At 41.7% G+C, this 25,985-nt stretch carries 22 protein-coding genes and 1 tRNA gene; 2 read left to right on the top strand and 21 right to left on the bottom strand.

Annotation, left to right across the window (positions count from 1 at the left end; genetic code table 11):
* Positions 1-3: 3 nt before the first annotated feature.
* The 7 genes from AC1DYB_RS04820 to AC1DYB_RS04790 all read right to left on the bottom strand — a co-directional run bounded on the left by AC1DYB_RS04820 (position 4) and on the right by AC1DYB_RS04790 (position 6,025).
* On the bottom strand, positions 4-354 hold the full coding sequence (locus AC1DYB_RS04820) for a Spx/MgsR family RNA polymerase-binding regulatory protein (protein WP_477432941.1): 351 nt from the start codon (positions 352-354) through the stop codon (positions 4-6).
* A gap of 9 nt (positions 355-363) precedes the next feature.
* The gene (locus tag AC1DYB_RS04815) at positions 364-2,826 is read right to left on the bottom strand and encodes a TonB-dependent receptor (RefSeq protein WP_477432939.1); all 2,463 of its coding nucleotides are present in this window, start codon (positions 2,824-2,826) and stop codon (positions 364-366) included.
* Between the two features lie 107 nt (positions 2,827-2,933).
* Positions 2,934-3,494: an aminoacyl-tRNA hydrolase gene (pth, locus tag AC1DYB_RS04810; protein ID WP_477393301.1), complete on the bottom strand. Its 561-nt coding sequence runs from the start codon at positions 3,492-3,494 to the stop codon at positions 2,934-2,936.
* Between the two features lie 118 nt (positions 3,495-3,612).
* Positions 3,613-3,966: a four helix bundle protein gene (locus AC1DYB_RS04805; RefSeq protein ID WP_477432937.1), complete on the bottom strand. Its 354-nt coding sequence runs from the start codon at positions 3,964-3,966 to the stop codon at positions 3,613-3,615.
* 138 nt (positions 3,967-4,104) lie between these two features.
* Complete coding sequence (locus AC1DYB_RS04800; protein ID WP_295716690.1) at positions 4,105-4,689, bottom strand: 50S ribosomal protein L25/general stress protein Ctc; 585 nt, start codon at positions 4,687-4,689, stop codon at positions 4,105-4,107.
* A 144-nt stretch (positions 4,690-4,833) separates the two neighbouring features.
* Positions 4,834-5,778 (bottom strand): ribose-phosphate pyrophosphokinase, encoded by a 945-nt coding sequence (locus AC1DYB_RS04795; protein ID WP_295716689.1) that lies wholly within the window; start codon positions 5,776-5,778, stop codon positions 4,834-4,836.
* A 176-nt stretch (positions 5,779-5,954) separates the two neighbouring features.
* A tRNA-Gln gene (locus AC1DYB_RS04790) sits at positions 5,955-6,025 on the bottom strand.
* A gap of 215 nt (positions 6,026-6,240) precedes the next feature.
* Here AC1DYB_RS04790 and AC1DYB_RS04785 point away from each other — a divergent pair.
* Positions 6,241-9,375 carry a glycosyltransferase family 117 protein gene (locus AC1DYB_RS04785; protein ID WP_477432935.1) on the top strand — a complete coding sequence of 1,045 codons (3,135 nt, stop codon included), beginning with the start codon at positions 6,241-6,243 and terminating at the stop codon, positions 9,373-9,375.
* 56 nt (positions 9,376-9,431) lie between these two features.
* Here the strand turns inward: AC1DYB_RS04785 and AC1DYB_RS04780 are convergent, their stop codons facing one another.
* The 4 genes from AC1DYB_RS04780 to AC1DYB_RS04765 form a co-directional block, all read right to left on the bottom strand.
* Complete coding sequence (locus AC1DYB_RS04780; RefSeq protein WP_477432933.1) at positions 9,432-9,635, bottom strand: hypothetical protein; 204 nt, start codon at positions 9,633-9,635, stop codon at positions 9,432-9,434.
* Entirely contained in the window at positions 9,625-10,581 is a 957-nt protein-coding gene (locus tag AC1DYB_RS04775) for an acetyl-CoA carboxylase carboxyltransferase subunit alpha (RefSeq protein ID WP_295716685.1), read from the bottom strand. The genes AC1DYB_RS04780 and AC1DYB_RS04775 overlap by 11 nt, the downstream gene beginning before the upstream one ends.
* 48 nt (positions 10,582-10,629) lie before the next feature.
* A complete protein-coding gene (locus AC1DYB_RS04770) occupies positions 10,630-11,130 on the bottom strand; it encodes a hypothetical protein (protein WP_477432931.1) in 501 nt (166 codons plus the stop codon).
* A 68-nt stretch (positions 11,131-11,198) separates the two neighbouring features.
* Complete coding sequence (locus tag AC1DYB_RS04765; protein WP_477432929.1) at positions 11,199-12,956, bottom strand: family 43 glycosylhydrolase; 1,758 nt, start codon at positions 12,954-12,956, stop codon at positions 11,199-11,201.
* A 236-nt stretch (positions 12,957-13,192) separates the two neighbouring features.
* On the opposite strand from AC1DYB_RS04765, the gene AC1DYB_RS04760 reads away from it, so the two are divergent.
* Positions 13,193-15,277: a beta-galactosidase gene (locus AC1DYB_RS04760; RefSeq protein ID WP_477432927.1), complete on the top strand. Its 2,085-nt coding sequence runs from the start codon at positions 13,193-13,195 to the stop codon at positions 15,275-15,277.
* A 288-nt stretch (positions 15,278-15,565) separates the two neighbouring features.
* Here AC1DYB_RS04760 and AC1DYB_RS04755 read toward each other — a convergent pair whose 3' ends face one another.
* From AC1DYB_RS04755 to kdpF, 10 genes are all read right to left on the bottom strand, one after another.
* Complete coding sequence (locus AC1DYB_RS04755; RefSeq protein ID WP_477432925.1) at positions 15,566-15,895, bottom strand: ArsR/SmtB family transcription factor; 330 nt, start codon at positions 15,893-15,895, stop codon at positions 15,566-15,568.
* Between the two features lie 45 nt (positions 15,896-15,940).
* Positions 15,941-16,354, bottom strand: coding sequence for an arsenate reductase ArsC (locus AC1DYB_RS04750; RefSeq protein WP_477393286.1), 414 nt, complete (start codon positions 16,352-16,354; stop codon positions 15,941-15,943).
* A gap of 2 nt (positions 16,355-16,356) precedes the next feature.
* Complete coding sequence (gene arsN2, locus AC1DYB_RS04745) at positions 16,357-16,788, bottom strand: arsenic resistance N-acetyltransferase ArsN2 (RefSeq protein WP_477432923.1); 432 nt, start codon at positions 16,786-16,788, stop codon at positions 16,357-16,359.
* A gap of 11 nt (positions 16,789-16,799) precedes the next feature.
* On the bottom strand, positions 16,800-17,363 hold the full coding sequence (locus AC1DYB_RS04740; RefSeq protein WP_477432921.1) for a DUF6428 family protein: 564 nt from the start codon (positions 17,361-17,363) through the stop codon (positions 16,800-16,802).
* A 541-nt stretch (positions 17,364-17,904) separates the two neighbouring features.
* Entirely contained in the window at positions 17,905-19,614 is a 1,710-nt protein-coding gene (locus AC1DYB_RS04735) for a HAMP domain-containing sensor histidine kinase (protein WP_477432919.1), read from the bottom strand.
* Between the two features lies 1 nt (position 19,615).
* Positions 19,616-20,743, bottom strand: a complete 1,128-nt coding sequence (locus AC1DYB_RS04730; RefSeq protein ID WP_477432917.1) for a sensor protein KdpD — start codon at positions 20,741-20,743, stop codon at positions 19,616-19,618.
* 170 nt (positions 20,744-20,913) lie between these two features.
* Complete coding sequence (locus AC1DYB_RS04725; protein ID WP_477432915.1) at positions 20,914-21,480, bottom strand: K(+)-transporting ATPase subunit C; 567 nt, start codon at positions 21,478-21,480, stop codon at positions 20,914-20,916.
* A 107-nt stretch (positions 21,481-21,587) separates the two neighbouring features.
* Entirely contained in the window at positions 21,588-23,615 is a 2,028-nt protein-coding gene (gene kdpB / locus AC1DYB_RS04720; RefSeq protein WP_477432913.1) for a potassium-transporting ATPase subunit KdpB, read from the bottom strand.
* 117 nt (positions 23,616-23,732) lie between these two features.
* On the bottom strand, positions 23,733-25,448 hold the full coding sequence (gene kdpA / locus AC1DYB_RS04715; RefSeq protein ID WP_477432911.1) for a potassium-transporting ATPase subunit KdpA: 1,716 nt from the start codon (positions 25,446-25,448) through the stop codon (positions 23,733-23,735).
* 12 nt (positions 25,449-25,460) lie between these two features.
* Positions 25,461-25,538: a K(+)-transporting ATPase subunit F gene (kdpF, locus tag AC1DYB_RS04710; RefSeq protein ID WP_169611101.1), complete on the bottom strand. Its 78-nt coding sequence runs from the start codon at positions 25,536-25,538 to the stop codon at positions 25,461-25,463.
* Positions 25,539-25,985 lie beyond the last annotated feature (447 nt).

Raw genomic sequence — 25,985 nt, 5'->3', positions numbered from 1 at the left:
ATTCTACATCTTCAAAAAGTGTTCTTCATACACCTTTTCATCAAAGCCAAAAAACAGGAAGCCATTGTCTTCAATAACCGGTCTTTTAATCATGCTGGTTTTTTGTTGCAGTAATTTTAAAGCATCCGTATTGGTTTTCACGCTTTCTTTTACTTCAGGATCAAGCTGTTTCCAGGTGAGGCCCTGTTTGTTCATAAATTTTTCGTAGCCTGCTTTGCTATCCCATTCCTGCAATTTTTCTGTGCTTAAGCCCAACTTTTTAAAATCCTGGAAATCGTAATCAACATGATTAGCCTTCAGCCAGTCGAGCGCCTTTTTTACTGTATTGCAATTGGTAATTCCGTAAACTTTCATGCCGCAAATCTACTGATTTGTGGAACTACTTTTACCCCCACCTTTGGTGTCATCGTTATTTATACCGCGCTGGTTCTTTTTAATATCGCTGCTAAGCTTACCAAATTTGTAGTTAACCCTGATAGCAAAATTGCGGTAAGGGTTTTGGTAAACCGATGATTGTGAAAAAGCGGGCGTGTTAGTGTATGATTTATATATGCGGTATTTACTGTAGGGATTGTTTGCTACCAATGATATGGTAAGTGTTTTTTTAAGAAACTCTTTGCCTACTACATATGATGAAAATATGCCATGCCCGTTTTTACCCTGCAGCGTTACATCGCCGCTAAAATACCCGGCATCAATACCAAAACGGTAGCCGCTATCAAACTTATAAGCAAGGTTGGCAAAGGCATTACCCGTATATCCATCATTTTTGTAAAATTGCCCATTGTAAGTTCCCTTTAACCAAACATGTGTTAAACGGGCATTTAAATTGATAGTGAACCTTTTTGTGATAGAATAATTAGTGTTGATATTTAAACCCAGGCTGCGGTTACTGCCTAAGTTTTGATAAGTAGTAGTAGTAACCGTGTCGCGCTTGCCATTTGCCGTACTATCAATACTTATGCTGGTTACATTTTGTATGGCATTGTTTGAAAACGCATAGCTTAAGCTCGCATTAATGGAACCTTTTGAAAAATTACTATACGTAAGCTCAAACGTATTGTTAAGCTCCGGACTCAGATCGGGATTACCGGTATTAAGAAATTTAGGGTTCGATCTATCTATAAACGGATTCAGCTGGTATATGCCAGGGCGTTGAATACGTTGTGTAAAGCCCAAACTTATGCTACTGCTTTTTAAGCTTCTTTGAATTGAAACTGAAGGGATCAGGTTATTATATCCTTTATCAAGGGGTGTTCCCGAAAAATCGGCGCTCACCTGTGTATGCTCCAATCTTAAGCCGCCTTTACCAGTCCACTTGCTGAATTTTAATTGGTACGAATTATATACGCTGTAAACATTTTGCTGATAATCAAATACGTTAGTCTGGCCGGTATTAACTAAATAATCATTAGTAACCGAGTCGCGGTCTTCGCGCCTGAAATCGCTGAAGTTTTTGCGGAGAATGGCTTTTGCACCGGTTTCAATGCTGATAGTTTTAAGCGGGTAAGCATAATCCAACTGAAGTGTATGCTCTTTATTACCAGCCTTGTTATACTGCTTGAAATCGGGCTGTATCTGCTGGCCATAATTAACCCTGTCTGTAAAAAGATTATCAGCAAACTGGGTACCGGGCGAATAACTATATTTATAAGAGAGCGTAAGCAGCTCGTCTTTATGCTTTTTAAAACCTATCTGGTAATTAAGGGCAGCATCAAATCCCCGGTCATGGTTATAGCCATCGGTTAACTGGTGGTAGCCTTGTGTTAAAGCCGCGTTCCGGTTAGTTTGGGCCGATATGAGGTCATTGTCCTGTACAAACTCTCCCTGGAAAATTTCAACAGAGCCGGTGAGCAGGTTAAGGGAATCTATCTCGTAGCTTAGCTCAAAATCGCCGTAACGATAATTGCCCCCAAATGTACCTGTACCTTTTTGTAATATGGTGGTATTTTGAGCAAACTGATTCTGTGTGTTGGTAAAGTAATTATTATTTAAGTTTTGATGGCCAAAACCGGCATAGCCTGCCAGGCCAAATTTACCCTGTTTTACTGTTCCGTTTAGATTAAAACCGGGTCCCCAGATGCTGTTATAGCGCGAATTGATGCTGCCGTTATAACCCTGGTCGGCATTTTTTTTGGTGATGATATTGATGATACCTGATAAACCCTCCGCATCATATTTAGCCGGTGGTGTGGTGATTACCTCAATCTTTTCGATATTGGTGGCCGGCATAGATTTTAACACATCCGATGGATTTTTGGCCATCAAAGCCGATTCTTTGCCGTTGATCAATATCTTATAGTTCCCGCTTCCCTTTAGTTTGATCTTATCATCACCATCAACAGAGAGCAAAGGAACCTTACGCATCATATCCAAAGCAGATATCGCCTTACTCTCAGGGTCGGCCTGTACATCATAGCTCAGGCGGTCAACCTCCTGTTTCATCACGGGCCTTACGGCAGTAATGCTTACCTCGTTCAGTTGTTTGCTGGAAGCCGACATGTAAATTTTACCTGCATCAAATACGGTTCCTCCATGTTTTACAGGTAAGACTTTAGAAGCAAGACCTATGGAAGCAACAGCTAACTGGTAGGTTTTGCCATCAGGCGCATTCAGCTCAAAGCTGCCATCATTTTTGGTAAGTGTGCTTTTTACTGATGCCTTTGTACCGGCATCCTGCAACATAACGGTAACATAACCTAATGGCTTATTAACGGCAGAGTCGATAACTACGCCTTTAATAGTTACGTTGGCTGTATTTGGTGCTTGTGCTATTGCCAGTATAGAGATATAACAGCAAATTAAGGTTAGTAAAAAATGTTTCATTCATAAGGCATTTAGGTAATAAGACGCTACAAGATACGCCGTCGTTGCAAAAACCGGAAAGTATTTAACATTTTTTAACTAATCACTTAGTTTACAGCGGAAAAGAATTATTTATTGAACCTGGTCATGGTTAATTCGGTACCAATAGTTGCGAAACTTTTGATCATTTCTATAGACCGGTCTATTAAAGCGGGCAGTTCTGGCTTTTCATCATCATCAAAGCCACTCAGCACATAATCAACCTGGCGGCCTTTGGGGTAATTATCGCCAACGCCAAAGCGTAAGCGAGCATAATTATTGTGCCCAACGGTAGCTTCAATATGCTTCAACCCGTTGTGACCGGCGGCGCTGCCCTTGGGTTTTAAACGCAAAGTACCTAATGGTAAAGCAATATCATCCACGATCACCAAAACATTCTCCAACGGAATCTTCAAATCCTGCATCCAGTGGTTCATTGCCTTGCCACTCAGGTTCATATAGGTTGTTGGTTTTATTAAATGCAGCGTACGGCCTTTGAATGATACCTCGCTGTAATACGCCAGACGCATATGATAAAATTTAGCCCCTTCCTGTTTAGCTAATTCATCCAACACCATAAACCCTATGTTATGCCGGGTATCAGCATACTCCGGCCCTATATTTCCTAAACCAACAATTAGATATTTCATTTTTTGCGGAGCAAAGATTTTGGGAGCAAAGATAAAGGATTTATGGATTTAGGACTTTTTAGATTAAGGATAAAAGATTTATAGATCAAAGTAACTGCATTACAGTGTAAGAAGACAATTATGAAGCAATAGTATTTGAAAATGCTTTGATTTGCTTTTGCAGGGATTGAACCCGATTAATCAAATTTTGATACTCGGCATCTGTAGTTAAGTTACATTGTTCGGCAATGATTAATTGGGTTTCCAATTCAAATGCCGAACCAAGGCTCATTGATAAAAAATGACTAAAATCCTTCGTTGACTTTCTTGCCGAACCCTCTGCGATATTTGATGGAATAGAAACAGCCACCCTATATAATTGACTCGAAATACCAAATCTATGCTCACTTGAAAATTTCTGCGTTAGCAGATAAATATCCTTTGTCAATTCAACAGAATCAATCCAAATCCTTAACTGCCTAAAGTTATGCATCTACGTACCTGATTAATAAATTTCATAGGTTATCTCTTGTTAACCAATCAAAAATCCTTGCTCCTTGATCCAAAAATCTTTTGTCAAAAAAAAACGCGATGGGCGTAAGCCTATCGCGTTTTTTTTAATCAGGGTAAATTATTTTTTACCTGAAGCAGCTTCCTGCTCAGCCTGACGTAATGCACGTGAAGTAGTAACTGATACGATAGTATCTTCTACAGCATTGGTAATAATCAATGTTTCCAGTTTCAAATCTGAAACCTTAACTGATTTACCAACTTCAAGGCTTTCGATGCTTACTTCAATAGCATCTAAATGATCTTTAGGTAATGCTTTGATGCGCAGTTTCCTTAGTTTTTGAACTAATTTACCACCCACTTTAACACCTGGAGAAGTTCCGGTTAATTTAACAGGGATCTCGATAGTGATAGGCTTTTTCTCGTCAAGCAATAAAAAGTCTATGTGGATAAGTTGTTCAGTTAAAGGGTGAAACTGCATATCTTTAATAATAGCCTGTGATTTAACACCAGCAACATCAAGATCGATGAAATGAACAACCGGAGTGTAAACTACGGCTCTCAAATCAGCTGCGGACACTGAAAAGTGGGTTTGAGTTGGCCCACCGTAAAGTACTGCAGGCACTAAGCCCTGGTAACGCAGTTCTTTAGCGTCTCTTTTCCCTACGTTCTCTCTTGGAGAACCGCTAATAGCAATTGATTTCATTGTTTTTTATTTTATTATTTATTGTTAGTTCATGGTTCATAGATCATTGTTCATGGCCTTTTCCCCATAAGTTCTTTTTCGTTTTTAAATGTTCAGCGTAGATGGCGCTTCTATGAACCATCAACAATGAACCATAAGCCTATCTCAATCTACCTTAAACAACTGGCTTATTGAGCCATGTTCGTTTACGTTGATTATTGCCTTCGCAAAAAGCTCGGCAGTTGATAATACCCTTATTTTAGGGCTTTGGTGTTTCAATGGTATAGTATCGGTCACTATCAATTCGGTTAAAGCCGAATTTTCAATAGTTTCATATGCTTTACCTGATAATACCGGGTGTGTACAAACCGCGCGTACACTGCGTGCACCACGCTCCATGATCAGGCCTGCTGCTTTAGCCAATGTACCGGCAGTATCGCAAATATCATCTATAAGCACAATATCCTGATCGGTTACATCACCTATCAGTGTCATGGACTCAATTTCATTAGCACGTTTACGGCGTTTATCGCAAATAACCACTTCGGCATTAAAAAACTTTGCGAAACTGCGCGCCCTGTATGAGCCACCCATATCCGGCGAAGCAATGGTTAAATTACCTAAGCCCAGGCTTTTTATATACGGTACAAAAATGATTGATGCATCAAGGTGATCAACAGGGATATCAAAAAAGCCCTGTATCTGTGCCGCGTGCAAATCCATCGTCATAATGCGGTCAATCCCTGCGGCAACCAATAAATTGGCAACCAGCTTTGCACTTATGGCAACGCGGGGTTTATCTTTCCTATCCTGCCTTGCCAAACCAAAATAAGGGATAACCGCGTTTACATAATGAGCCGATGCACGACGGGCGGCATCAATCATCATCAGTAATTCCATCAGGTTATCAGTAGGTTGGTGGGTTGATTGGATAAGGAACACATCGCATCCCCTAACAGATTCATTAAAATGTGGTTGAAATTCACCATCACTAAAACGCGAGAGCACTACATCGCCAAGATCGCGGCCGTAAGCTTCAGCAATTTTTTGCGCCAACTCTTTTGAGCCTGAACCTGCAAATAATTTAACCGGATTAAATTGTAAGGGCATTTCTTCTTGATTTTGAATTTCGGATGTTTGATTTCGGATTAAGTTAATTTCAATTCCTTACCATTATGATAAGCTTTAACTACTTCGTTAGTAACCTCCTAAAACACAATTCGGATTTCAATTTTCTAAACCGGAGTAAATCCGAAATTAAAAAATCGAAATCCGAAATCTTAATGTTGCCCGACCAGGATTCGAACCTAGACAAACGGTACCAAAAACCGTCGTACTACCATTATACTATCAGGCAATCTCCTTTGGTTTGTTTTTACTCTCCGAAAAGGAATGCAAATATAAGACGATTTTTTAACTCTCAAAATAGAATTTTAAAAAAGTATGTATATCGCTGTTTTACAGCGCAAAATGCGTTAAAAAGTGTTAATAAGGCGGTTTTGGTTTCAGCATCGTGATAGTTTTTCTTACTTTCGGCTATATAAAACCTTTTTCTATCGAAAATATCCTGACATGAACTACAATAAGATCAACAATATTTTTGGCTGGATAGCCTTTGTTATCGCTACTTTAACCTACATTTTAACGCTTGAACCATCATCCAGCTTTTGGGATTGCGGCGAATTTATTGCATGTATCTTTCGTTTGCAGGTAGCCCACCAGCCCGGAGCGCCATTGTTCACCATGATAGGCAAAGTGTTTACGCTGCTATCTATGGGCGATAATACCAAAGTGGCCTACTGGGCTAATATGGCATCGGCAATTGCCAGCGGGGCAACTATTATGTTCTTGTTTTGGACGGTAACCTCCCTTGCCAAAAAGATGCTGGTTAAAAAAGCCGAAGATATTAACCCCACCCATTTGATCATTATAATAGGCTCGGGACTGGTTGGCGCTTTAGCTTATGCCTGGTCTGATACCTTCTGGTTTTCGGCAGTTGAGTCTGAAGTTTATGCACAGTCATCCTTGTGTACAGCCATTGTTTTTTGGGCCATATTAAAATGGGAAGCCCACGCCGATGAACCTCATGCTAACAGATGGATTGTATTTATTGCTTATATCATGGGCTTATCAATAGGTATTCACCTTTTAAACCTGTTGGTAATACCGGCTATAGCATTGGTAATTTATTTCCGTAAGGCAAAGAACATCACTACACAAGGCACTTTACTATCGTTTTTTGCAGGTATTGTATCGGTAGCTTTTGTGTTATGGGGAGTTATACAGTTTACTGTAAAGGGAGCGGCCTTCTCCGATCTATTTTTTGTAAACACCCTGGGAATGAGCTTCGGCAGCGGTGCTGTTCTGTTTTTTGTTTTGCTTGTAGCAACCATCGTATCGGGAATATATTATACCATTAAGCAATCAAATACAGCAATCATCGCTTGTGCCATTTGCTTTATCCTGGCACTTGGAATTAGCGCCAGTTATTTGGGCGCTATAGTGGGCATCTTAGTTTTACTCCTGCTGGAGTATGTGGTTAAAATACGCGAAAAACGTTTCGCCCTTAATAGCTTTTTTGTTTGCCTGCTCTTTATCTTGTTTGGTTATAGTTCATTTGTAATGATTGTGGTAAGGGCAAAAGCCGATCCCAATTTAAATAACAGCGACCCACAGGATGCCTTCGCCCTTAACGGGTATTTAAACCGCGATCAGTATGGCGATACGCCATTGCTTTACGGCCAGTTTTTTGACTCAACACCAACAGACCAAACCGAGGGCGCAACAATTTACCGCAGGGGTAAAACCAAATATGAAATTGCCGGTAAAAAGCTAACCACCATTTATGATCGCAACACCATATTTCCGCGGATGTTTAGCGATAAGGCTGGTCATCCACAGTTTTACCGTGCCTGGAGTAAATTAGCCGATGGCGAAAAGCCCACTTTTGCAACCAACCTGGGCTTTTTTGGCACCTGGCAGGTTAACCAAATGTATACCCGTTATTTTCTTTGGAACTTTGTTGGTCGTACCAATGACCTGGATGGCCAAACCAGCAACAGCGCTGCCGACGGCAACTGGATAAGCGGCTGGAATTTTAACAAACAACTGCCCGATGCGGTTACCAAAAGCAAAAGTTATAACCGCTTATTCTTTCTGCCCCTTATCATAGGCCTGGCAGGTTTGTTCTTTCATTTTAAACGCGACCAGAAGAATGCGGGCGTTGTAGGTGTACTATTCTTTTTTACCGGCTTAGCTATTGTTTTATACCTAAACCAGGATCCGTTGCAGCCACGCGAGCGTGACTATGCCTATGCGGGCTCGTTTTACGCGTTTGCCATTTGGATTGGGCTGGGTGTTATGGGAATTGCCGACTTGCTTAGTAAAAAATTGAATGCGAAAACCAGCGGCATTATTGCCACCGTGGTATGTTTATTGGGAGCCCCTGTGTTAATGGCCAACCAGGAATGGGATGATCATAACCGCTCAACCAAGCTTACGCCGCATGATATGGCTTACAATTACCTTAACTCATGCGCGCCCAATGCCATTTTGTTTACTTATGCCGATAATGATACCTATCCCCTATGGTACATCCAGGAGGTTGAAAATGTAAGGCCCGATGTACGTATTGTAAACTTAAGCCTGCTGGGTACCGATTGGTACATCCGCGGGATGAAAAACAAAATGAACCAATCTGAGCCATTGCCTATCAGCATGCCTTATGATAAATTTAAACCGGGTGTACGTGATGTAATTTATTTTAACGACCAAAAATTACCCGGCTCTGTAGAACTGAAAGAAGTATTTGATTTCATCACATCGGATAATAAAGCTGCGATGACAGAGTATGGCAATGGCGATATGGGTAATTACCTGCCAACCAAGAACTTTAAGTTAACGGTTAATGCTGATGACGTGGTAAAAACTCAAACCGTATCTGCCAGCCAAAAGGACAAAATTACGCCAGAAATGGACTGGACTTTTAATGGTAAATATGTTACTAAGGATGTTTTAGCTATGATGGATATCCTGGCTCACAATAACTGGAAAAGACCAATTTATTTTGCCACAACCGTACCCGATGAAAACCTGATTGGACTTGGTAAATATTTATACAGTGAAGGCTTTGCTAATCGTTTGCTTCCATTAAAGCCCGATACCACCGCGGGCCAGGCCGAAGTTACCAATACACCGGTAATGTATCACAACATGATGACGCAATATAAATGGGGTAACATGAAAAATGCCAGCTATCTTGATCATGAGTCAAACACCATGTTTTACCCTTTAATTTCAAGGCTTTATTCAACCCTTGCCGATAACCTGCTTAAAGAGGGACATCCTGATATGGCAAGAAATGTCTTCAAAAAATATGACGAGGTTATGCCTGATAACATTCCTAATACTGAGATAGCAATACGTAAGTATTATTTGATAGAGACAGCTTATCGCGTTGGCGAAGTACAGCTGGGAAATAAACTGGCAAACCTGGTTGATGATTACGTAACCAACCTGTTAGCTTATAATTACACGCTTTTGCAAAGTGGCGAAGTAAGTATTGACAGCCGCGATATTCAATACTCCATGTCTATGTTAAATGGATTAACTGAGTATACCAAAAACTATAAACAAACAGATCTTAACACCAAATTCAGCGCACAGCTTAAGGATTACGAGAAAAAGCTGGGAATGGGCTCGAGATAGTAACGGCCGTTGAGAATCAAGAGGCAAGAGTCAGGAATTAAGACTCTTGCCTTTTTTTATGACAAATCGGCGAAAAACTTACGAAGTTTTAAAAACTTCGTAAGTCTGGGGTTCTGCAACTTGTCAATGGCGGAAACAAAAGGGATGAAAACAAAAAAAGCGGCAAATGCCGCTTTTTGTTGATTATAAAATCCTTGTCCTTCGTCTGAAAATCCTTTGTCTGAAAGTCCTTGCTCCTTACTCCAAAGATTATCCTTCATTAACCACACCCATCGAACAGAATTTTTCGATGCGTTCGTTAACAAGTTCAGTAACATCTTTTTCTTTGAGCATCTTAAGATCCTTAAGCAATTGTTTTTTTAGGGTGGCTGCCATAGCAACCGGATCCTGGTGAGCGCCACCAAGTGGTTCTTTAATCACCCCATCTATCAACCTGTTCTTTAACATTTCTGTCGAAGTCAATTTTAATACTTCGGCAGCACGTTCTTTATTTTCCCAGGTTTTCCAAAGAATGGTTGAACAGTTTTCAGGAGATATTACCGAATACCATGAATTATCAAGCATCAAAACCCTATCGCCTATACCTATACCTAAGGCGCCTCCTGATGCACCTTCGCCAATAATAACGCAGATGATAGGAACTTTAAGTATCGACATTTCGAGCAGGTTACGGGCTATAGCTTCGCCTTGTCCGCGTTCTTCTGCTTCTAAACCAGGGAATGCACCCGGAGTATCAATCAAAGTAACAACCGGTTTATTGAATTTCTCGGCCATTTTCATTAACCGTAGTGCCTTACGATAGCCCTCTGGATTAGCCATACCAAAATTACGGTACTGACGCTCTTTTGTATTACGTCCTTTTTGCTGACCAATAAACATTACAGTTTGACCATTTAAGGTCCCGAAACCGCCTATGATAGCTTTATCATCGCCAACTGTACGGTCGCCGTGCAACTCAATAAAATCATCGCACATCAGCTCAATATATTGCAGGGTGTACGGCCGCTCGGGGTGCCGGGAGATCTGCACTTTTTGCCAGCCGTTAAGGTTAGCATATATTTCTTTTTTGGTAGTTTCAAGCTTAGCCTCAAGTTCTGCCACTGTTGCAGACATGTCGAGCTTATTTTTATCCTCAACCTGCTTCACCTTTTCAATCTGCTGCATCAGCTCAGCCAGTGGTTTTTCAAAATCAAAAGTTATTTTCATACACTTTATTTGGGGCCGCTAAATTAAGCAAATCAAACGGCAAATTTATCAATTATGATTTTGCAAAGTTTCCAGCTTTTTAATTTGAGCCGGCGCCAGTAATTTCCAGGTATTATAACAGGCCAATAATATGGCATTTCTGAGCTCACCGTAGTATAATCCCGATCGGTTACCATAAAAAATAATACTCCCTTCATCGGTCCCTCTCCGCAATAAATTATCCAATGCCTGTTCATTGGTGATGATGAACTTACCCATCTCCATCTTTTTACGCTTCAGCTCGTTGGCAATTACTGTAATTTGGGTTATTTGTACCGGACTAAGCCCCACCTCTTTTTTAAACGCAATGGCCTTATCGGGCATCGGGTAATGATTTACAACAGCAACAGGAGGCATGTTAAAAATATCATCGCCCTTTAATAATGCGTTATACTGCGCATCACTTAAGGTTTTAACCGGCGATTTTTTTAAAGTGCTATCAATAGTTTGTGCTTTAGTTTCACCATAAAAAAACAGAAGCATCATAAATAAGGGTATTGTTTTCAGCATAGATTGCAGTTTACAAAAAAACCGCAACTATTGGGCCATTTGCATTAATAAATACTGCCCCCGGTACATCAGTCAACCTTAATTATTTTTGTGCGTTGCGAAATCCCATTTTCATTAAAGGCCTCTATCTGGAAATAATAAGGCAAGTCCCTGTCCATTCCACTAAAATAAAATTCATTTTTCCCATACACCATCATGTTATTGTACAGTTTATCGGGTGCTATGCCAAAGTAAATAGTGTAACCGGTAGCCTGATCATTTGGTTTCCATTTAAGCCAGGAATTACGGCGCTCACTATCACCACGTAACGCAATCAGATTTTGCACAGTATCAGGCCGTGCGCCTGCACCTTTACCAAACACCCTGAAGCCAGATAACGCGAACTTACCGGTTGGCATATGCAGGTTAACCATCTTAAGATAACGAGCTTTTGCAGGACTTTTTAGTTCGATATAATCATGCGGAACATCAGTTTTGTTTTTGCTTTTGTCAATCAAAGGCTTCCACGCTTTTCCATCCAACGATGAATAAACCATGTACTGATGAAAAACCCCCAATGATTTACCCAGGAACTCTGCATCCTGATCGGCATAGTTGATCTGAATTGCGTTTATAGTGCTTACCTCGCCCAGATCTGTTTTAAACCACTCTCCTTTGTTGGCCGTTTTAGCGCTCCAATAGGTTTTGATATCCTCATCAACGGCATTGTTTGCGCCATAGGCCCCCAGGGTTGATGATACCTCAACCGGTTTGTTATAATTCAGGATCATCCAGCCTGTAAAATTACTCTTCAGGTGATCTTCAGGCCCGGCGGCTAAATATTGCGGATAGTCGCCATATGCAGTATTACAATACAACGTACCGTCCTGATCAAAGCCGGCAGGCCAGAAGCCGATACGACGCTCAAAATTATTTTTTACCGCGATGCCCATGGTGCTGATATGCCAAAAATTGCCATACTTATCTGCCCAGGTAGCGCCATGCCCTGCCCCTTTTGCAAAGCCTCCGGGTTTGTAGGAGAATGGATTATGCTTTTGATAAGTAAATGGACCCAATGGCTTATCACCTACAAAAACGCCATCGCCATAACCGCTTTGTTCGGTGCCGGGTGCGCCAAATTGCAGGTAGTATTTCCCGTTATGTTTATTCATCCATGAGCCTTCAATAAATGGCAGCAGGAACACATTATCATTATGCTCGCCAAAACGCTCCCATCCGTGCTTTTCAGGGTCGAGTTTTACCATTTCTTTCTTGGGGCCTATGGGTTCAAATGTTTTCCGGTCTATCTCCTGCCCATAAAGTGGCAGCGTATTGCTGGAACCATGGTAGATGTATACCCTCCCGTCATCATCAGCAAACATACCCGGATCCCAGGCACCTACCTTAAAATAATCTTTGGCGGCCTTCCATTCATCTTTGGTGGGATTGGTGCTCATCCACAGTGTAAAGTCTTTATTATAGGTTGAACCTATTACCAACAGCGTATCGCCCAAAACCAGGGTAGCAGGGGCGCAAAGTTCATCGCCGAGATTTTGGTTGTAAGGCCGTACAAATTTGCGGTAAACAAAGTTCCAGTTAAGCATATCATTGCTCCACCAGTAGCCAAACTGGTTGGTGCTGAAAAGGTAATATTTCCCCTTAAAAAGAGTCATGGTAGGGTCGGCGGTGGCACGGTGCCTGCCCCAGCTGGAAAAATCGGCAAAGGGCGTGTAACCATAATCAAGGTTAAGCGGGTTACAGTAAGTAAGCTTTTTGGTTTGTGCGCTTAACTCTTGTAAACAAAAACAAAACAGCAGTATTGGTAAAATACGGGCAGTTAATTTCATAAATTATATAGGCTTATGTAGTAAATAACAGAAAGCTAATATCTGTTTTAAAACATTAACAAAAACCACATATACTACTACATTTACTGCTCAAAAGCATTCAACTGAGCTTTGTGCATACCAGAAACCGGTTGCCTCATTCAATTTTACTTTCCAATATTTTATTAATGTGTGTTAAAGACACAATTAATTTGTACTTTCATCCTCATAACCCAATCATCCTAAATTTCATTTTTATGAAGAAGAAATACCTGCTGCTTTTAGCCCTGCAATTGTTGTTGAGTTTATCTGTTTTTGCACAATATCCTAAAATGGATAAACTGCTTTACGGTGTTGCTTATTACGATGAATACATGCCTTATGAAAGGCTGGATAAGGATGTGCAGATGATGAAAGATTGTGGCATTAACGTGGTACGCATTGCCGAATCAACCTGGAGCACCGTTGAGCCGCAAGATGGCGTATTTGATTTTACCCATATCGACCGGGTATTAGCCGCCATGCAAAAAGGTGGAATAAAAGTGATTGTTGGCACCCCTACTTATGCTATACCTACCTGGATGGCTAAAAAACATCCCGAAATATTAGCTATAACTTCATCGGGCCAAAACCAATATGGAGCAAGGCAAAATATGGATATTACCAATACGTATTTCAGGACTTATGCCGAGCGGGTGATCAGGAAAATAATGGAACACGTGAAGGATAATCCTGCTGTAATTGGCTACCAGGTAGATAATGAGACCAAAGCTTACGGCACTTCCGGACCAAATGTACAGGCTTTGTTTGTAAAATATATGCAGGCAAAATACCACACGCTTGATAATATTAACCACATTTTTGGCCTTGATTACTGGAGCAACCGCATCAATAACTGGGATGATTTCCCTTCAATGAATGGCACCATCAACGCCAGTTTAGCTTCTGAATTTGCAAAATTTCAAAGGCAGCAGGTTACCCAGTATTTAGGCTGGCAGGCCGCTATCGTGCGCGAATACAAACGACCAGATCAGTTCATCACTCAAAATTTCGATTTGGAATGGAGGGGCTATTCATTCGGGATCCAACCGGATGTTGACCACTTTGCGGCAGCCAAATCAATGGATATTGCAGGCATTGATATTTACCACCCCAGCCAGGATAACCTCACAGGCTCCGAAATTTCTTTTGGCGGCGATGTAACCCGATCAATGAAGGGTGGTAAAAATTATTTAACAATAGAAACCGAAGCTCAGGGTTTCGCTCAATGGACACCTTATCCGGGACAGTTAAGGTTACAAGCGTTTAGTCACCTGGCATCGGGCGCCAACATGGTGGGTTATTGGCCATGGCATTCTATCCATAACTCTGCAGAAACTTATTGGAAAGGCTTGTTAAGTCATGATTTTGAGCCAAACCCGGTTTATAACGAAGCAAAAAACATAGGTAAAGATTTTGACCGGTTGAGCCCTAACCTCATCAACCTGAAAAAGAAAAATGATGTTGCCATATTGTTCAGCAATGAGGCGCTTACCGGATTTAAGGCTTTTGGATTTGGGTGGGGTGTACGAACCAGCTACAATGATATATTACGCCAGCTGTACGATGGTTTATACCACATGAATGTAGGTTGCGATTTTGTTGACCCTACCAGCCAGAACATTGAAAATTATAAACTACTGATAGTCCCCGTCTTGTATGCAGCACCTGATAGTTTATTGCAGCGTTTAAACCGTTACGTAAAAAATGGCGGCCATATCATTTACACAGTTAAAAGTGGATTTAGTGATGAAAATGTAAAAGTGAGAACAACACATCAGCCAGGGATCATTAATGAGGCTTGTGGAATTTACTACAGCCAATTTACAGTACCCGAAAATGTTGGTTTAAAAGGCGATGATTTCAACCTGAAGCCCGAAGATAAAAAACTCAATACCTGGATGGAGCTTATCACTCCAACAACAGCTAAAGTGCTGGCCTATTATGATCACCCGGTTTGGGGTAAATATGCAGCCATTACCGAAAACGCTTACGGCAAAGGCCTGGCAACCTATATCGGTTGCCTAACCAGTAATGCAGTAACCGATAAAATACTGGCCGATGCGGTGAAAAAAGTTGGCTTATGGGGTACCGATCAACAGTTGACCTTCCCGATAATTACCAAATATGGCACTAATCAAAAAGGTAAAACAGTGCATTATTATTTCAATTATTCTGACAAGGAAAGCAATTTTACTTATCCTTACGGCAATGGAAAAGAGTTGTTATCGGGTGCAGGCGTAAGCGCCAATTCAGCTATGCAGCTGGAACCGTGGGGGATTAAGATTGTGGAGGTGAATTGACGTTTTAAAAAGGGCTGTCCTGCTGAGCCTGTCGAAGCATGTGGGCAAAGGCCTCTGCGCGCGACCCTTCGACAAGCTCAGGGTGACAGGCCTTTTTAGGATGTAGATACGTTAATAAATACCAAACACGTCATAAGAAAGCGTAGTGAAGGATCTATTCGCAGACTTACAGGGCGAAAAAGCATGGCGAATAATAGATCCTTAGCTACGCTTAAGAATGACAAAAAGATTTTTTTTGGATGGCCGCCGTAAAATTTTATTGCGATAAAACAATTCGATCAAAAAAGATCAACAGCAACCGTCAGAAACATTCACCGTAACAAAAAAGGCGTTCAGCTTTTCAGCATATTGTTTCCATTTCACCTGGTCAATACAATAGTTCATGGATGTGCCTTCGATGGTGCCTTTAATTATACCGGCGTCTTTAAGTTCGCGCAGGTGCTGCGAGGTGGTGGGCTGGGCCAAGCCCAATATATCAACCAAATCGTTCCCGATGCAGGCATTGGCCTTTATCAAATGCTCAATAATAGCAATGCGCGCGGGATGCGCCAATGCCTTAAGCATTTTGGCCAGCTCGTTTTGAGCCTCGGTAAAGTTTTCTGTTTTAGTTAAACCCATTACAAGCAATATTACAATAAAGTGATTAATAATCAAACTTCGGTTTTAAACGTGCTGCTGTATAAAACTGGCCGAGAATACTTTGATCATTTCCCTTACCCGTCTAAATTCATTCATCACCTCATCTTCTGTTCCGGTGGCTTTAGCCGGGTCGGGAAAGTTTTGGTGAAAACGCTCAGCTTTGGATGGAAAGTATGGGCAGTTCTCTTTGGCATTATCACAAACTGTAATAATGTAATCAAAAGGGATCTCCATATACTCATCAACGTTATTTGATGTATGATGCGAGATATCGATATGATCTTCGGCCATTATTTTAATCGCCTTAGGGTTTACGCCATGAATCTCGACGCCGGCACTATAAATTTCGGCTTTATCGCCGGCAAAATGTTGTAAATAACCGTGGGCTATCTGGCTGCGGCAACTATTGCCGGTACATAACACTAATATTTTTTTCATTATTAATTCAGTTCTTTTTTCATTACAACGGCCGACGCAGGGCATACATAACTAAACTCCGAAGAAACCTTTATTTCATCAGGTACCTCAATACGTGCAACAGTCATATATCCCTTTTGGCCAAAATACACCGATGCTGTTTCTGTGATAAGGTAAATTGCCTTTACGCTTTTTAACAATGCAGATCCCTCGGCAATGCCAAGCAATTTGTTTGCTACCCCCTGGCCTTGATACCCGGGCTCAACGGCCAATGAACGGAGCAAAGCATAATCGCCATAAATTTCCAGCCCAACTACGCCTATTACATCGTTGTTATCATTTAATGCAATAGAAAATTCATCCAACGATAATGGCAGATCTTCAACCGGCAGCTTTGCTGCACTCAGCAGTTGAACAATGCTATCCCTGTAGTTTTCAGCTTTTTCTATTAACATACTTTTTTATTTTAACAGCATCCCCCACCCGGGGTACAGCATTCAGTAGCAACAGCAAGATTCTTTAATTCAATTTTGGGCTTTACTGTAGCCGGTGCGCAGCACTCTTCGCCAGTATCAGTAGTACCACAACTGCCGCCACGTTCAATGGCTTTGCATTGTACGGTATCTGGCCTGAGATCAACAATCAGATTATTCCCCTCGGTTATTACCTGGTTAGGATACATTTGGCGGGTATCAAAGTCCGAGTTACCAAACTCAATTTTAACCGTTGCCAATGGATTTAAAGGTAATGTTTTTTCAACAAGCCCGATGATAGATAAAGCCTTGTCAACCTGCATTGCCCTATCCTGTTGTTGCCCAACAGGCTCCCACAGTTGAACGATAATCTCAGTCCAGCTGTTCATTTTGCCTCCACAATCAACGGATGTGATGGGTGCCTGTTTAATTTCGGTGATGTGGTATGAAGCATCTACCCATTTATTTTCTGCATACTGAAATTGCAGATCCAGTTGCGGATGAGCAAGCAATTGCTCCTTAAATTCCATCCAATTTATAGCTTCCTGATTTTTCATAATACAAGCATTGAATTATATATTGCAATATTACAATTAATAGTTTAAAAGACGAATCAATTAAAAAAAATTTAATTGTAAATTGGAAAATTCGGGGGATCCTGGGGAGGGGAAATTACGTTACAAAGGGTTGTCATGCTGATAACACGGTTTTAAGCCATTGATTATCAGTGTGGTTTTTTACACATAGCCCTATAAATCGTCAATTGCGAGGTACGAAGCAATCCCCGACCTAGAGAGTAGCTATACAAATACGCGCTGTATGGTTTGGGATTGCTTCGTACCTCGCAATGACGCGGTTTACAAAAAAATGTCATCCTGAGGCACGAAGGATCTACTCTCCACTATGCTTTTTCGCCCTGTATAGTCTGCGAATAGATCCTTCGTGTCTCAGGATGACAAACTTTTTAAAACATTATTGAAAGAGAAATGACAAGCGGCGAAAGACTTACGAAGTTTTAAAAACTTCGTAAGTCTGGGATTCAACAACTTGTCATAGGTACGAAGCAATGACACTTACAGAGTGCCTCTTCTAAATTTCTTATACTGCCCTTTTCAACGTAAACGCGAACCTGCTGCCTGCTCCTATCTCGCTATCAACCCCTATGTGGCCAGATTGTGCTTCTATAAAATCCTTGGCAATGGCAAGCCCGAGGCCGGTTCCGGTTTGATCCGCGGTGGCATTTGGAACCTTAAAATAGCGTTCAAAAAGGCGCGATAAATATTGAGCCTCTATGCCTTTACCATGATCCGTTACAGAAAACTCTATCTCATCGTTCTTATGCTTTTTAACAACCAGCTCTACTACCGATTTTTCATGGCTGTATTTTATAGCGTTTGATAACAGGTTGATAAGTACCCAGGTAGTTTTATCCAAATCGGCATGTACTTCGGGGAGGGAGTCATCGCATTTAACTTTTATGGTTACCTGCCTTTGATCGGCTGTGAATTTGATAGCCTTGACTGCATAATCCACAATATTTTTAGGATGGGTACTACCAAAATTAAGCTGCAGTTTACCTGTTTCTACCTGCGCCATATCCAACAGTTCGCCGGTTATTTGCAGGAGGCGGCGGGCGTCATCGTCAATGTTTTCCAACAGCTGCCTTTGCTCGGTATTCACGTTACCAATACGATCATCCTCCAGCAATTTTAAGCTCATTTTTATGGATGATATCGGCGTTTTTAACTCATGCGATATGGTAGCTATAAAGTTAGTTTTAGCTTCATCCAGTTGCTGGTACTCAGTAATATTTTTAAGGATAATCACCTTACCAATTACCTTGCCTTTACTACTTACTGATAGTGATTCGCGCGAGTAAAAGCTTTCACGGTTATCGGCAAATATTTTTAGTTTGGGCTGCTCGTTAACCAAAAGATTTCTTAACAGGTCATTTTCCAATGCTACATCGGGAGCATAGCGCCCGGTAAGTTGTTCCGCACTCATGCCTATTAATGAGCACGCTATCTCATTGGCAAATATGATGATCATCTTTTCATCCAAACCCACAATGGCATCCTGCATGGTATTGATGATGGTCTCAATCCGTTTTTTCTCGAACAAAATACTGGCCAGGTTACTATTCTCATACTCATCCAGCTTTTTAGTCATATTGTTAAAGGCCTGCCCCAGTTCGCCAAATTCATCATCCGACCGAAAATCTATCTGCTGATGATAATTTCGATTTGATATTTCTTTTATCTTCTCCGTTAACTCTTTTAATGGGTTAGCTATATACCCGGGGAAATTGACCGCAAAAGTAAATGCGATGGTGAATAAAAGCACCGCGCAAAAGGCAACCAGGATATTTGCTCTTTTAGCAGTATTGGCCGCCACATCATTTTTATGGGCGATGGCATCCATATTTAAATGCATGATACCATATATGAGTCGCCGAACCTGCGCGCGCACCTGGGCTTGTGCAGCTGTATTTTGGTGCAGTTTAACATCCTGGTAAGCTGCGCTTAAAGAATCAGTTAATTCACGTTCGCCTTTCTCAGTAACGTTATGCATTTGATTGTTAAGGTTATCATCCATTACTGCAATTTGCTTAGCCGAAAGCGGGCCATCATTGGCATCTATCTCATCCAGTATATTTTGAGTGTATTGCAGCGTTTTATAATTATCCTTCAGGATCACCCCGGCATCGGCCGAGAGCCGGTTTAGAAAATATACAGATAATCCGCAGCAGATAAGTGCCAGTATAAACAAAAAGCCAATGCCGGTACGGAGTTTATTTTTAATAGTCATGTTATGAAAGTATTACAAGGTCAATATCAGTTTTTGACATTTTATTCAATAGCTGGGTAAATACCGCTGTTTTCATGATCAGCTGGTAAAACTTAAACCGTGGTTTACCTATACAAATGGTAGTAATGTCATATTTTTCGGCTGTTTCCCAAATGGTTTGGGCTATGCGGTCGCTTTTTACTTTAAGCACTTCGGCACCCAACTGGGTAGCCAGCTTCATATTATTAATAAGATGCCTTTGCGAGGCCAGGTTTATCTTATCACTACTTTCTTTTGAAGTCTGCACATACAAAACAAACCATTTGGAACGATAGTAAGATGATAGCCTTGCGGTTTTACGTATTATTATTTTTGCAGATGCGTCATTTGTACTGATGCAGGCCAAAAAAAGCTCGGACCGTAATTTTATGGTTTTGGGTATTTCAATATCAATTTTACGCTCAACCTGGTGAGCTACCTCACGCAGCGCCAGTTCACGCAGTTGAAGGATCCTATCGGCCTGGAAAAAGTTATTAAGCGCTGTGGGCACCTTTTTTTCATCGTATATTTTACCGTCTTTTAATCTATCTATGAGTTCGTCGGCTGTAAGATCAATGTTCACCACTTCATCGGCCATCTGCAAAACCTTGTCAGGGATGCGTTCATTAATGGCCGTACCGGTTATTCGCTCTACCTCCTCATTAAGGCTTTCCATATGCTGGATATTTACCGCGCTGATAACGTTGATACCGGCGTTCAATATCTCCATCACATCCTGCCAGCGTTTTTCGTTGCTGCTGCCTTCAATATTGGTATGCGCCAGTTCATCAACCAAAACCACTTCTGGCCTAAGACTAATAATGGCCTTCAAGTCCATCTCTTCCAATTCCTTGCCTTTGTAAAAAAGCTTACGACGCGGAATTACCGGCAAGCCTTCCAACAGGGCTACCGTTTCTTTCCGGTTATGGGTTTCAACATAACCTATTTTAACATCAATACCGTTGCGTAACAAGGCCTGGGCTTCCTGTAGCATGCGGTAGGTTTTACCCACGCCCGCACTCATGCCTATATAAACCTTGAACTTGCCACGACGGGATCGTTTAATAAGCTCCAGGAAATGCTCAACCGATTGTTCTTTACTTTCTTCCATTGTTATTCTTAACTAACTCATCTTGCTGTTTACAAACTATACATGAAGTAGTTTTTCCATTTCTTTTAATCTAATAAAAGGAGATTCCGAAGAATCCCCTTTTAGCGTATGAATGCTCATCAAACCAAACTTATAATTAACAACCAAAATTAATTATAAAACAATCCATACTATTTCTTCAGCTCATCAAGAGCAACATTTAGTTTAAGCACATTTACTTTAGACGGACCAAACACACCCCACATTGGTTTTTCTGTATGGGCATCAACCAATTTGGTTAATGCATCGACAGATAAACCGCGTATTTTTGCTATACGTGCTACCTGTACCTGTGCACCTGCCGGTGAAAGATCAGGATCTAACCCACTACCTGATGCGGTAACCAGTTCGGCAGGAATCTGGGCGCGGGTTACGCCCGGGTTATGTTTCAGGAAATCGGCAATCCGGCCTTCGACCTGTTTCAAATAATCAGGGTTTGACGGACCTTTGTTTGAACCACCGGAACCGGCTGCATTATAATCAACTGCCGATGGGCGACTCCAGAAATATTCGTCCTTAGTAAATTTTTGGCCGATGCCAGCATAACCAACTACTCGGCCCTTATATCTTATGGTCTCCCCATCACCATGACCGGGAGTAAATTTGCCTATGCCTGCTATCGCTAATGGATAAATTCCGGCTGTAATTACTATCAGTATGATAGTTAACTTGATGGATGGCAACAAATATGTTTTCATTTTATTTTCTTTTTTTGATATGAGATTTTAGATATGAGATTGTTAATTGGAGATATGAAATTGCCAACCTTCTTTTTGTCTCAAATCTCATATCTCAAATCTCACATCTATATAAAAATTCCTACTGCAAGGTCAATCAGTTTTATACCGATAAAAGGTATCAATACACCACCAAGCCCATAGATCAATAAGTTACGGCGCAATAAAGCGCTGGCGCCTATCGGTTTATACTCCACACCTCTTAAAGCCAATGGTATCAGCAAGGGGATGATGATAGCGTTAAAGATCACTGCCGATAATATGGCTGATTCCGGGCTATGCAAATCCATGATGTTCAATGCTTTTAATGCCGGTATAGATACCATAAACAAAGCAGGAACAATAGCAAAGTACTTAGCCACATCATTAGCTATAGAGAAGGTGGTAAGCGTACCGCGGGTCATCAGCAATTGCTTGCCTATCTCCACAATTTCAATCAGCTTGGTTGGGTCGTTATCTAAATCAACCATATTACCGGCTTCTTTAGCTGCCTGGGTACCGCTGTTCATGGCCACACCAACATCGGCCTGAGCCAATGCAGGGGCATCATTTGTACCATCGCCCATCATGGCTACCAGCTTACCGCCTTGCTGCTCTTTCTTAATGTAGTTCATTTTATCTTCAGGCTTAGCCTCAGCAATAAAATCATCTACACCGGCTTTTTCGGCAATAAATTTAGCTGTAAGCGGGTTATCACCTGTAACCATCACCGTTTTAACACCCATCTTACGCAAGCGGTCAAAACGTTCGGCAATGCCTGGTTTTATAATGTCCTGCAATTCAATTACACCCATAATCTGCTCGTTTTGCGATACAACCAGCGGGGTACCACCATTTGAGGAGATCTTTTTAACATTATCCTCCACCTCAACCGGGAATTGATGACCGGCTTTAAGCGCGATGTTACGGATAGAGTCAAAAGCACCTTTACGGATGCGTAAGCCATCCGGCGTATCCAATCCACTTGAGCGGGTTTCGGCAGTAAATTTGATGAACACCGAGTTTTTAGGCGCATTTATAGATGGCACTGTTTTATCCTGGCTGGCCAGTTCAACAATTGATTTACCTTCGGGAGTTTCATCCGCGAGCGAACTAAGCACGCAGGCTGTAATAAAATCTGCAGGTTTTATGCCATTTGCCGGGTAAAAATTGGTGGCCTTACGGTTACCAATGGTGATAGTACCTGTTTTATCTAACAGTAAGGTATCCAAATCGCCGGCAGTTTCAACGGCCTTACCCGATTTGGTGATCACATTGGCACGCAGGGCCCTGTCCATCCCGGCAATACCGATGGCCGATAACAGCCCCCCGATAGTAGTAGGGATTAAACAAACAAACAGCGAAATAAAAGCAGCAATAGTTATAGGGGTATTTGAATAATCGCCAAAAGGTTTCAGTGTAACGCATACTATAACGAAAATGAGCGTGAAACCAGCCAATAGTATGGTTAAGGCTATCTCGTTTGGTGTTTTCTGGCGCGATGCACCTTCAACCAAAGCAATCATCTTATCCAAAAAGCTTTCTCCGGGCTGAGTGGTTACCATTACCTTAATCCTGTCGGATAATACTTTGGTACCACCTGTTACAGAGGATTTATCACCGCCCGATTCGCGGATCACCGGGGCAGATTCACCGGTAATAGCCGATTCATCAATGGTAGCAATACCTTCAATGATCTCACCATCGGTAGGGATGTTATCGCCTGTTTCGCAGATAAACACATCGCCTTTTTTTAACTGGCTCGACATTACCCTTTCTTCCTTGCCGTTAACCAGCAGGCGGGCAGGTGTTTCTTCGCGGGTTTTACGCAGGCTTTCGGCCTGGGCCTTGCCGCGTGCTTCGGCAATAGCCTCGGCAAAGTTGGCAAACAATACAGTTAACAACAGTACAATAAATACAGTAAAGTTATAGGCAAAACTACCCTGACCTTTATTAGCAAAGGAAAATATAGTTACAACGAGCATCACCATTGTACCTATCTCCACGGTGAACATCACCGGGTTGCGGAACAGGATGCGTGGATCCAGTTTGATGAAAGATTGCTTGAAAGCTTCTTTCATTTGATCGCCCTGGAATAATGTATTTGAGGTTTTCATGATTATTTAAATTGTAGCCCCCTCTAAATCTCCCCCTAAAGGGTGAGGCTTTTGATTTGCATCTTTTTTTAAAGCCCTCCCCTTCAGGGGAGGATTTAGGTGGGGTTGTTGTTGTTTCTATTTTAGTGAAAAGTGTTCGGCAATTGGGCCTAAAGCAAGTGAAGGGAAGAATGATAGTGCAGCAATAATTATAATTACCGCGAAGATCATCACACCAAAAGTTGAAGTATCACTCTTAAGCGTTCCGGCAGATTCCGGGATGAATTTCTTGTTGGCTAACAACCCTGCAATGGCCAGCGGACCGATGATTGGCAAAAACCTACCCAACACCATTACTATACCAGTAGTAACGTTCCAAAAAATGTTACCATCGCCCAAACCTTCAAAGCCAGAACCATTGTTGGCTGCTGATGAAGTATACTCATACAACATTTCAGAAAAACCATGGTTACCGGGGTTGTTTAACCAGGCGGATGGTTTTACAGCCCAATCTGCGCCGGGCATGTGAACAATTACGTAGGATGATATGGCCAGGCCAACAAGAATAATGAAGGGGTGTAATAATGCGATTAATGAAGCAATCTTCATTTCGCGGGCCTCTATCTTACGGCCCAAAAACTCCGGTGTTCGCCCCACCATCAAGCCCGAAATAAATACGGCTATGATGATGAAGATGTAAAAGTTTAAAATTCCTACACCACAACCACCATAAAAACAGTTCACCATCATACCCATCATCATCATAACACCTGATACCGGCATGGCGCTATCGTGCATGGAATTTACAGAACCTGTTGATATAATGGTGGTCATGATGCTCCAGTAAGCAGAGTTAGCCGGGCCAAACCTTACTTCTTTACCCTCCATGGCACCGGTTGGCTGACTAACGCCCATATGTGCGATAGCCGGGTTACCATTCAGTTCTGCATTCATGGTTGGGATAAGCAGTAATAGCATCCCGAGGGTCATCACACCCAAAATTACGTAAGAGAATTTTTTCTTATTGAGATAAAACCCTAAGGCAAATACCAGGGCGATTGGGATTATACATTGAGCTACCAGCTCGACAGTATTGGTTAAATAGTTAGGATTTTCAATAGGATGGGCCGAGTTGGCGCCAAACCAACCGCCACCATTTGTACCCAGGTGTTTTATAGCTACCAGTGCAGCAACTGGTCCGCGCGATACGTGTACGGTATCGCCTTGCATACTTATAAAGGTATCCTTACCGGCATAGCTGGTGGTCATGCCGTTAAAAGCAAAAATAACAGCTATAACAAATGATATAGGTAATAATATACGGGTAATGGATTTTACAAAATAATCCCAAAAGTTACCCAGCTTATCTGTCACTTTATCTTTTAAAGCCCTGAACAATACAATCAACGCGGCAATACCTGTTGCGGCTGATACAAAGTGCAGAAACATAAACACAAAATGTTGTGTAAAGTAGGTAGCGCCGCTTTCGCCAGAATAATGCTGCAGGTTACAGTTCACTAAAAAGCTGATGGCTGTATTAAAAGCAGTATCCGGCGACTGACCGGTGTTACCGTCGGGGTTAAGTGGAAGATGCCCCTGGGCCATTAAACAAACAAATGCATAAATAAGCCAAACGCTGTTGATAGTAAGCAGGGCAAATAAATGCTGTTTCCAGTTCATTTCCCTTTTGGTATCGATACCGCTGAACCGGAAAATGAAGCGTTCAACAGGGGCCATAAAATCAAGCCATGTTTTTTCGCCTTTAAAAATACGGGCGATGTAACGGCCCAGTGGAATGGCGATGGCAAGCGTGAGCAGGTAGGTAAATACTACACCTGAAATTTCAGTGTTCATGGTTTTAAATAATTAAAATTTTTCGGGTTTAAGCAGCACGTACACCATGTATATAAACACGGCAATGGCCACAATGAATAATGCGATCATGGTGATTAAATTTTTTCGAAGTAATTAACTGATTTGAAGAAGATCCAGAAGATGGCTATGAAAGTCACCACGTAAATAACAATCTGTAAAACATCCATATTATTAGTTTTTGCAGAAGGCTTTACCAAGTGGATGCCAATAAATGCCAAAGCATAACAAACAGCTGAATTACAGTACCTTATTAGATTACGATGTTTTTATGATAGGTTGATAGCTTAAAAAATGGCTATCATTTTGATAGGTGATTATCAATGTGGGAGAAGGGGAAAGCATGACGAAAACAAGGCGCAGACCACTCACCCCGACGATCCGCCAGCCGGCGGACGTCTGCCCCTCTCTCCGACTGCGTCACATAGAGGGGCAAGAAGCTTCTTGTTTTTTCAATCCCTCTTTGCGACGCAGTCGGAGAGAGGGTGGTCCAGCGAAGCGTAGACCGGGTGAGTCGTA

This window comes from Mucilaginibacter sp. P2_A4, from assembly GCF_056405015.1.
The sequence above is the reverse complement of the archived record's forward strand: the minus strand, read 5'-3'. Positions and strand labels throughout refer to the sequence as shown.

Excerpts from the sequence above, each read along its gene's own strand:
- AC1DYB_RS04820 (WP_477432941.1), bottom strand. The coding sequence starts at position 354 with ATGAAAGTTTACGGAATTACCAATTGCAATACAGTAAAAAAGGCGCTC.
- AC1DYB_RS04815 (WP_477432939.1), bottom strand. The coding sequence starts at position 2,826 with ATGAAACATTTTTTACTAACCTTAATTTGCTGTTATATCTCTATACTG.
- pth (WP_477393301.1), bottom strand. The coding sequence starts at position 3,494 with ATGAAATATCTAATTGTTGGTTTAGGAAATATAGGGCCGGAGTATGCT.
- AC1DYB_RS04805 (WP_477432937.1), bottom strand. The coding sequence starts at position 3,966 with ATGCATAACTTTAGGCAGTTAAGGATTTGGATTGATTCTGTTGAATTG.
- AC1DYB_RS04800 (WP_295716690.1), bottom strand. The coding sequence starts at position 4,689 with ATGAAATCAATTGCTATTAGCGGTTCTCCAAGAGAGAACGTAGGGAAA.
- AC1DYB_RS04795 (WP_295716689.1), bottom strand. The coding sequence starts at position 5,778 with ATGCCCTTACAATTTAATCCGGTTAAATTATTTGCAGGTTCAGGCTCA.
- AC1DYB_RS04785 (WP_477432935.1), top strand. The coding sequence starts at position 6,241 with ATGAACTACAATAAGATCAACAATATTTTTGGCTGGATAGCCTTTGTT.
- AC1DYB_RS04780 (WP_477432933.1), bottom strand. The coding sequence starts at position 9,635 with ATGAAGGATAATCTTTGGAGTAAGGAGCAAGGACTTTCAGACAAAGGA.
- AC1DYB_RS04775 (WP_295716685.1), bottom strand. The coding sequence starts at position 10,581 with ATGAAAATAACTTTTGATTTTGAAAAACCACTGGCTGAGCTGATGCAG.
- AC1DYB_RS04770 (WP_477432931.1), bottom strand. The coding sequence starts at position 11,130 with ATGCTGAAAACAATACCCTTATTTATGATGCTTCTGTTTTTTTATGGT.
- AC1DYB_RS04765 (WP_477432929.1), bottom strand. The coding sequence starts at position 12,956 with ATGAAATTAACTGCCCGTATTTTACCAATACTGCTGTTTTGTTTTTGT.
- AC1DYB_RS04760 (WP_477432927.1), top strand. The coding sequence starts at position 13,193 with ATGAAGAAGAAATACCTGCTGCTTTTAGCCCTGCAATTGTTGTTGAGT.
- AC1DYB_RS04755 (WP_477432925.1), bottom strand. The coding sequence starts at position 15,895 with ATGGGTTTAACTAAAACAGAAAACTTTACCGAGGCTCAAAACGAGCTG.
- AC1DYB_RS04750 (WP_477393286.1), bottom strand. The coding sequence starts at position 16,354 with ATGAAAAAAATATTAGTGTTATGTACCGGCAATAGTTGCCGCAGCCAG.
- arsN2 (WP_477432923.1), bottom strand. The coding sequence starts at position 16,788 with ATGTTAATAGAAAAAGCTGAAAACTACAGGGATAGCATTGTTCAACTG.
- AC1DYB_RS04740 (WP_477432921.1), bottom strand. The coding sequence starts at position 17,363 with ATGAAAAATCAGGAAGCTATAAATTGGATGGAATTTAAGGAGCAATTG.
- AC1DYB_RS04735 (WP_477432919.1), bottom strand. The coding sequence starts at position 19,614 with ATGACTATTAAAAATAAACTCCGTACCGGCATTGGCTTTTTGTTTATA.
- AC1DYB_RS04730 (WP_477432917.1), bottom strand. The coding sequence starts at position 20,743 with ATGGAAGAAAGTAAAGAACAATCGGTTGAGCATTTCCTGGAGCTTATT.
- AC1DYB_RS04725 (WP_477432915.1), bottom strand. The coding sequence starts at position 21,480 with ATGAAAACATATTTGTTGCCATCCATCAAGTTAACTATCATACTGATA.
- kdpB (WP_477432913.1), bottom strand. The coding sequence starts at position 23,615 with ATGAAAACCTCAAATACATTATTCCAGGGCGATCAAATGAAAGAAGCT.
- kdpA (WP_477432911.1), bottom strand. The coding sequence starts at position 25,448 with ATGAACACTGAAATTTCAGGTGTAGTATTTACCTACCTGCTCACGCTT.
- kdpF (WP_169611101.1), bottom strand. The coding sequence starts at position 25,538 with ATGATCGCATTATTCATTGTGGCCATTGCCGTGTTTATATACATGGTG.